The sequence below is a fragment of the Flavobacterium sp. HJJ genome, assembly GCF_015351475.1.
GTDB classification, from domain to species: Bacteria; Bacteroidota; Bacteroidia; order Flavobacteriales; family Flavobacteriaceae; genus Flavobacterium; species Flavobacterium marginilacus.
This window is the reverse complement of the sequence record NZ_JADKPR010000031.1, coordinates 44,388-51,050: the sequence shown is the minus strand read 5'-3', so window position 1 is coordinate 51,050 and position 6,663 is coordinate 44,388. Positions and strand designations below refer to the sequence as shown.

The following is a 6,663-nucleotide window of genomic DNA, read 5'->3' as shown; positions in this document are numbered from 1 at the left end:
TTGATTTTTGCCATTGTTATTGAAATTGAATTAATGTGCTGTTTTTCTTTTTCAAAAGCGTATTCATTCCCTGAATCCCTTGTAATCCTCCTGTATGAATCAGCAGAATTTTAGCATTATCAGGGAAATAGTTCTTATGAATCAAATCCATAACGCCAAAAACCATCTTTCCAGTATAAACGGGATCCAAAGGCACTTGAGTTACTTTGTAAAACCGATTAATAAACTGAACCAATTCTTCATTTACCTTTCCGTATCCGCCAAAATGATAATCAGTTACTAAATCCCAATTTTCGCTGCGGGCAAATTTACGAATTTCATCTTTTAAAAAGTCGCCTTTTAGCGCCGGAAATCCCAAAACTTTTTGGTGTGGCAATACGCTGTTGATAATCCCCGAAATGGTTCCGCCTGTCCCCACCGCCAAGCAGACATAATCAAAATTAGCATCTTCTTCGGTCAAAATTTCTTCACAGCCTTTTATCGCATATTCGTTAGTTCCGCCCTCTGGAACAAGATAAAATAAACCAAATTTCTGTTTCAAACCAGCAATAAAATCAAATTCGGTTTTGTGCCGATAAGCTTCTCTGGTTACAAACTCGAATTCCATGCCACATTCCTGTGCGAACTTTAGGGTTGGATTTTCAGTAATTTTATCTCTCAGTTCATCACCACGGATTATACCAATAGTTTTAAAACCTTGCTCTTTTCCCGCATAAGCCACCGCAGCAATATGGTTAGAATAAGCGCCGCCGAAAGTGAGCAAGGTTTCCTGATTTTCGGTTTTTGCCTGAAGCAGATTGTACTTCATTTTCCTGAATTTATTTCCAGAAATAAAAGGATGGAGCAGATCTTCTCTTTTTATTTCAAGAGAAATTCCATTGGGTAATTCAAGTGGAAGTATTTGATTCAAAATTTTATTTTTTTTGATTTATGAGATGAAGATTAACCGCAAGGTTCGCAAAGAGAAAACGCTAAGAACACAAAGCTTTGCGAACTTTGCGTAAAACTTTGTGAACCTTGCGGTTAAAAAAACTTTTATACATACTTTAAAAAACTAAAAAGAGTTCGGTTTTTCAAATAATCAACATGCTTTTCATTAGCATACGCTTCCCTTTCAAAACTGATATTTTTATATGCTAAATTAGTATTCCTGTACTGCAGCAAACGTACCGCATATTCGACAAAATACCAAACAAAAAAAGGCAGAACAAGCAGTTCCAGCTGTTGCCGAATGTGGATTCTTTCGTGGTTTACCAATACTTTATTTTCAGAATCGAAGCGGTGTTTTATAATCACAAACGGAAAGACCGTGAGACCGCGATATCCTTTTGGAATTAAATATTTGGCAACGATAATATACATTGATTATAAAATTTATAGATTTGTAGAAGCAATATAGCCAAATTCAAAGAAAAACACAATCGCCTTTCGGCAGATTTCAGCATAAAAACAGAATGACAGAACAAAATAATGAAAATAAATTAACTGAGGGCGAAGATTTTTATTATACGCCCGAAGGATACAAGTGCTTTACCGAAAAATATCATTTGAAACGTGGGTACTGCTGTAAAAGTGGCTGCCGTCATTGTCCATATGGATTTGATAAAAAGACTGGGGAGATTAGAAAATAGATTACAGATAGCTGAGTTTAGACCGCAGAAAATAATTTTTAAAATAGTTCAATAGTAACAATGGACATTCTTTCTTTAAAATATAAAATTAAAATTCACAAGTCCTACCATAGGTCGGATATACGGTATCCTTAGTTTATTGTTTTAATTTAAAAATGAGTATTCGAATTTTAGATTATTCGACTGTTCGAAGAAATCTAAAAAAGTACAACCAAAACAGATTAACAGATATGCTTATTGAATTGATAAAATTCTAATAATCCAGCAATCTGAAAATCTAAAAAATCTATTTAAAAATGACTTTTCAAGAACAGATACAACAAGGAATTCCTGCTATATTACCACAGCCAAAGCCGTATAAGGCGAATATTAACCACGCTCCCAAGCGAAAAGAAATTTTGACGGACGCCGAGAAAAAACTGGCACTTCGTAATGCTTTGCGCTATTTTGAACCGCAGCATCACGTGGAGTTAATTCCTGAATTTCGATACGAACTGGAAATGTACGGACGTATTTATATGTACCGTTTTCGTCCTGATTATAAAATGTATGCTCGCCCAATTTCGGAATATCCAGGGAAAAGCGAACAGGCAAAAGCCATTATGCTGATGATTCAGAACAATCTGGATTATGCGGTGGCACAGCATCCGCACGAATTGATTACGTATGGAGGGAATGGCGCAGTTTTTTCGAACTGGGCGCAATATTTATTGACGATGAAATACCTTTCGGAGATGACCGATGAGCAGACACTGACGATGTATTCCGGGCACCCGATGGGATTGTTTCCTTCACATAAAGAAGCTCCAAGAGTTGTGGTGACCAACGGAATGGTGATTCCGAATTATTCTCAGCCTGACGATTGGGAAAGAATGAACGCTTTGGGGGTTTCGCAATACGGGCAAATGACTGCAGGCAGTTATATGTACATAGGTCCGCAGGGAATTGTGCACGGAACGACCATCACGGTTCTGAACGGTTTCAGAAAAATAAAACGTTCTCCAAAAGGCGGATTATTTGTTACTTCGGGGCTTGGAGGGATGAGTGGCGCGCAACCCAAAGCGGGAAATATTGCAGGCTGTATAACGGTTTGCGCCGAAGTTAATGCCAAAATCACCCACATTCGCCACAGTCAGGGCTGGATTAATGAAGTTGTTGAGAATCTTGACGAATTGGTGCAAAGAGTGACTTTGGCGAAAGCCAATAACGAAACCGTTTCTATCGCCTACCTCGGAAATGTGGTGGACGTTTGGGAACGATTTGACGAGGAGAACCTGTATATCGATTTGGGTTCCGACCAGACTTCGCTTCACAATCCTTGGGCTGGCGGGTATTATCCAGTTGGCATTTCATTTGAAGAAGCCAATGATTTGATGGCTAATAATCCAGTTTTATTCAAAGAAAAAGTACAGGAAACTTTGCGTCGTCATACAACTGCTATTAACAAACATACTGCGAAAGGAACGTATTTCTTTGATTATGGAAATGCCTTTTTATTAGAAGCTTCCCGTGCGGGAGCGGATATTCTAAAAAAAGAAAACCTTTCTTCTCCCTGTCCTTCGGGGAGGACTGGGGTGGGGATTGATTTCAGATACCCGAGTTATGTTCAGGATATTATGGGACCAATGTGTTTTGATTACGGATTTGGTCCTTTCCGCTGGGTTTGTACTTCAGGAAAACCGGAAGATTTAGCTAAAACAGATGCAATTGCCTGTCAGGTTTTGGAAGAAATGGCCAAAACTGCTCCTGTAGAAATTCAGCAGCAAATGCAGGATAATATTCAGTGGATAAAAGGTGCTCAGGAAAATAAACTGGTTGTAGGTTCACAAGCCCGAATCTTATACGCTGATGCCGAAGGCCGTGTAAAAATTGCCGAAGCTTTCAATCAGGCGATTGCTAAAGGCGAAATTGGAGCAGTTGTCTTGGGGCGTGACCATCACGATGTTTCGGGAACTGATTCGCCTTACCGCGAAACTTCAAATATTTATGACGGTTCCCGATTCACAGCTGATATGGCCATTCATAATGTAATAGGCGACAGTTTTCGTGGTGCGACCTGGGTGTCTATTCACAATGGCGGCGGTGTAGGCTGGGGCGAAGTAATCAACGGCGGTTTCGGAATGGTCCTTGACGGTACTCCCGAAGCTTCGAGACGTTTGGCTTCTATGTTATTTTGGGATGTCAATAACGGAATTTCAAGACGAAGCTGGGCACGTAACGAAGGAGCTGTTTTTGCGATAAAAAGAGCTATGGAAGCAGAACCTTTATTGAAAGTTACACTGCCAAATCTGGTTGATGACAAACTATTAAACTAATCTCATTCCATAAATAATACAATTTGTTAAAAACTTTGTACAGTACAAATAAATCATCTAACTTTAAGACAGTAAACTTGGTACGGTTTTTGTGCCAGTTTATTCGAACATAAATCACATAAATCATGAAAACATTTAGATTCCTGCCCCTATTATTACTTTTCATAGTTGCCTCTTGTGACTCCGTACAAGTATATTCTGATTATGATAAATCAGCCGATTTTAAGCAGTACAAGACTTTCGCCTTTATGAAATCGGGTATAGATAAAGTTGAAATTTCCGATTTGGACAAAAAAAGAATTCTCAATGCTATTGATCAGCAATTGCAAGCCAAAGGATTTACCAAAAGTGATAATCCTGATTTATTAGTGAATATTTTCACTAAATCCCGCAAAGAAGTGAGTGTAAACCAATTCAACGCAGGCTGGGGTTATGGCTGGGGTTACGGCTGGAATCCGTATATGATGTATGGAGGCCACACGACCGTTAGCTCATCTACCGAAGGAACATTATACATTGACCTTATCGATGCCAAAAAGAAAGAATTGATCTGGCAGGGTGAGGGAACTGGAACACTTAGCAAAGATATGAATAGAAAAGATGAAATCGTTAACAATATCGTTGGTCAAATTTTAGCGCAATATCCACCAGCTGCAGCTAAAAAATAACAGTTTATTTTCTTAGTCCCTTCAAAAATGAATACATTTGCAGTATAAGCACAAAAAATGAAGAACTTAATTTACATCATCATTGTCATTATTATAATTATCATTCGATAATTATGGCGGGGTGTTATATAAAAGAGTAATCAATATACAATTTATAAAACCTCCCACGTCGGGAGGTTTTTTATTTTAAGCAAACATGAAAAATTCAGCAGTAATTATTAGCATCGTAATTATCATTATTCGTATCACATGACGAGTCAGGATTCTATTTTCTAATACAGCCTTTCTCAGTTCAAATGAAGAAAGGCTTTTTTTTATTCAAAAAACAAACTATTCAATAATGAAACAAGAATTTACAATAACACTTTTCAGTGAAAAACAGGAAGGCTTAATCAATAAAACAGCCTTTATTTTGACTCGGAGAAAAATAAACATAAACAGCTTCTCAGTATTTTTTTGTAAAACAGTAAATTTATATCGTTTTACGATTACGCTTATTGAAACCGAGAAGGCAGTTCAAAACATCGTATATCAAATGGAAAAAATAATTGAAGTTTTTAAATGTTATCTGCAGACCGAAACCGAACTTTCTACTCACCAGATTCTACTATTAAAGTTTCTGGATTCTGATGAAAAAGCAAAGCAGATCACATCAATTATAAATGCTGTTCCGATTATCCGGGAAAATGATTACTGCGTTTACACCAGTAAAACAGACAACGAAACAATCCAGCAATTAAACCTGATAAACTCTTTTTAATTCAAAAATTTTAAAATCCGAAATACAGCAAAAATGACTTTATTTACAGCAATACAGCAAGCACAAAAACAGCTTCAGGGCGTAATCTCTCCTACCCCGCTGATAGAAAACCTGAATTTATCCGAAGAGTTTTCATCAAGAATATTATTAAAACGTGAAGACCTGCAGGTAGTCCGTTCCTATAAAATAAGAGGCGCCTACAATAAAATGTCTACCCTGACCGATTCTGAAAAAAAACAGGGGGTCATCTGCGCCAGCGCAGGAAATCACGCTCAGGGAGTTGCTTATTCCTGTAATCTTTTAAAAATAATGGGTAAAATTTACATGCCCAAAACCACTCCCAAACAAAAAGTAAAACAAGTACAGCTGTTTGGCAAAAATTATGTTGAAATTGTACTAACAGGCGACACTTTTGATGATGCTTACGCAAAATCTGTAGAAGATGCCGCTCAAAACAACAAAGCTTTCATCCACCCTTTTGACGATTTAGAAGTGATCGCAGGACAAGGAACAGTTGGTTTAGAAATATTGGACGATTACCACGAGCCTATTGATTATGTTTTCATTCCAATTGGTGGCGGCGGACTGGCTTCCGGCTTATCAACCGTGTTCAAACAGCTGAGCCCAAATACAAAAATCATTGGAGTAGAACCCCAAGGTGCTCCGTCGATGAAAACCTCAATTGCTAATCACAAGAATATTCCATTAGACACTATCGATAAATTTGTCGATGGCGCAGCGGTAAAGCAGGTTGGCGACCTGACTTTTGACATCTGTCAAAAAAAACTGGATGATATTATTTTGGTTCCCGAAGGAAAAGTATGCACTACAATACTGCGCCTGTACAATGAAGAAGCCATGGTAGTCGAACCCGCAGGAGCATTAACTATAGCCGCACTGGATTTTTACAAGAAAGAAATAAAAGGAAAAACCGTAGTCTGCATTGTAAGCGGCAGCAACAATGACATTGAAAGAACCGCCGAAATAAAAGAACGCTCCCTGCTGTATGAAGGATTGATGCACTACTTTATGATTCAGTTTCCGCAGCGTCCCGGAGCTTTAAAGGAATTTGTAAACGACATTTTGGGACCTGATGATGATATTACTTATTTTCAGTTTGCCAAAAAAAACAGCCGTGAAGTAGGATCGGTAGTTGTGGGACTGGAATTGAAGAATCCAAATGACATTCACGCCATCAAAAACAATATGAATTCCAAAGGGTTTGAATATCGTTATCTTAATGAAAGACACGACTTGTTCACTCAATTGATCGGATAAATTAACAACTC

At 38.0% G+C, this 6,663-nt stretch carries 7 protein-coding genes; 5 read left to right on the top strand and 2 right to left on the bottom strand.

The features are described from left to right. Nucleotides 1–16: 16 nt before the first annotated feature. Both IRZ80_RS18895 and IRZ80_RS18890 read right to left on the bottom strand, forming a co-directional pair. Nucleotides 17–910, bottom strand: coding sequence for a 1-aminocyclopropane-1-carboxylate deaminase/D-cysteine desulfhydrase (locus tag IRZ80_RS18895; protein WP_194643586.1), 894 nt, complete (start codon nucleotides 908–910; stop codon nucleotides 17–19). 125 nt (nucleotides 911–1,035) lie between these two features. Further along, entirely contained in the window at nucleotides 1,036–1,362 is a 327-nt protein-coding gene (locus IRZ80_RS18890; RefSeq protein WP_194643584.1) for a hypothetical protein, read from the bottom strand. 92 nt (nucleotides 1,363–1,454) lie between these two features. Between IRZ80_RS18890 and IRZ80_RS18885 the strand changes: the two genes are divergently transcribed. The 5 genes from IRZ80_RS18885 (at nucleotide 1,455) to ilvA (ending at nucleotide 6,652) form a co-directional block, all read left to right on the top strand. Then, nucleotides 1,455–1,631: a DUF5522 domain-containing protein gene (locus IRZ80_RS18885; protein WP_194643582.1), complete on the top strand. Its 177-nt coding sequence runs from the start codon at nucleotides 1,455–1,457 to the stop codon at nucleotides 1,629–1,631. Nucleotides 1,632–1,927: 296 nt separating this feature from the next. Further along, nucleotides 1,928–3,946, top strand: coding sequence for a urocanate hydratase (locus IRZ80_RS18880; protein WP_194643580.1), 2,019 nt, complete (start codon nucleotides 1,928–1,930; stop codon nucleotides 3,944–3,946). A gap of 125 nt (nucleotides 3,947–4,071) precedes the next feature. After that, nucleotides 4,072–4,614, top strand: a complete 543-nt coding sequence (locus tag IRZ80_RS18875) for a DUF4136 domain-containing protein (protein ID WP_194643578.1) — start codon at nucleotides 4,072–4,074, stop codon at nucleotides 4,612–4,614. Between the two features lie 340 nt (nucleotides 4,615–4,954). Beyond that, the gene (locus IRZ80_RS18870) at nucleotides 4,955–5,374 is read left to right on the top strand and encodes a hypothetical protein (RefSeq protein ID WP_194643576.1); all 420 of its coding nucleotides are present in this window, start codon (nucleotides 4,955–4,957) and stop codon (nucleotides 5,372–5,374) included. 33 nt (nucleotides 5,375–5,407) lie between these two features. Next, nucleotides 5,408–6,652 (top strand): threonine ammonia-lyase IlvA, encoded by a 1,245-nt coding sequence (gene ilvA / locus IRZ80_RS18865; protein ID WP_194643574.1) that lies wholly within the window; start codon nucleotides 5,408–5,410, stop codon nucleotides 6,650–6,652. Nucleotides 6,653–6,663 lie beyond the last annotated feature (11 nt).

What these genes read in the sequence shown, in the direction of transcription:
- ilvA (WP_194643574.1), top strand. Translation starts at nt 5,408, where the DNA reads ATGACTTTATTTACAGCAATACAGCAAGCACAAAAACAGCTTCAGGGC.
- IRZ80_RS18885 (WP_194643582.1), top strand. Translation starts at nt 1,455, where the DNA reads ATGACAGAACAAAATAATGAAAATAAATTAACTGAGGGCGAAGATTTT.
- IRZ80_RS18870 (WP_194643576.1), top strand. Translation starts at nt 4,955, where the DNA reads ATGAAACAAGAATTTACAATAACACTTTTCAGTGAAAAACAGGAAGGC.
- IRZ80_RS18875 (WP_194643578.1), top strand. Translation starts at nt 4,072, where the DNA reads ATGAAAACATTTAGATTCCTGCCCCTATTATTACTTTTCATAGTTGCC.
- IRZ80_RS18880 (WP_194643580.1), top strand. Translation starts at nt 1,928, where the DNA reads ATGACTTTTCAAGAACAGATACAACAAGGAATTCCTGCTATATTACCA.
- IRZ80_RS18890 (WP_194643584.1), bottom strand. Translation starts at nt 1,362, where the DNA reads ATGTATATTATCGTTGCCAAATATTTAATTCCAAAAGGATATCGCGGT.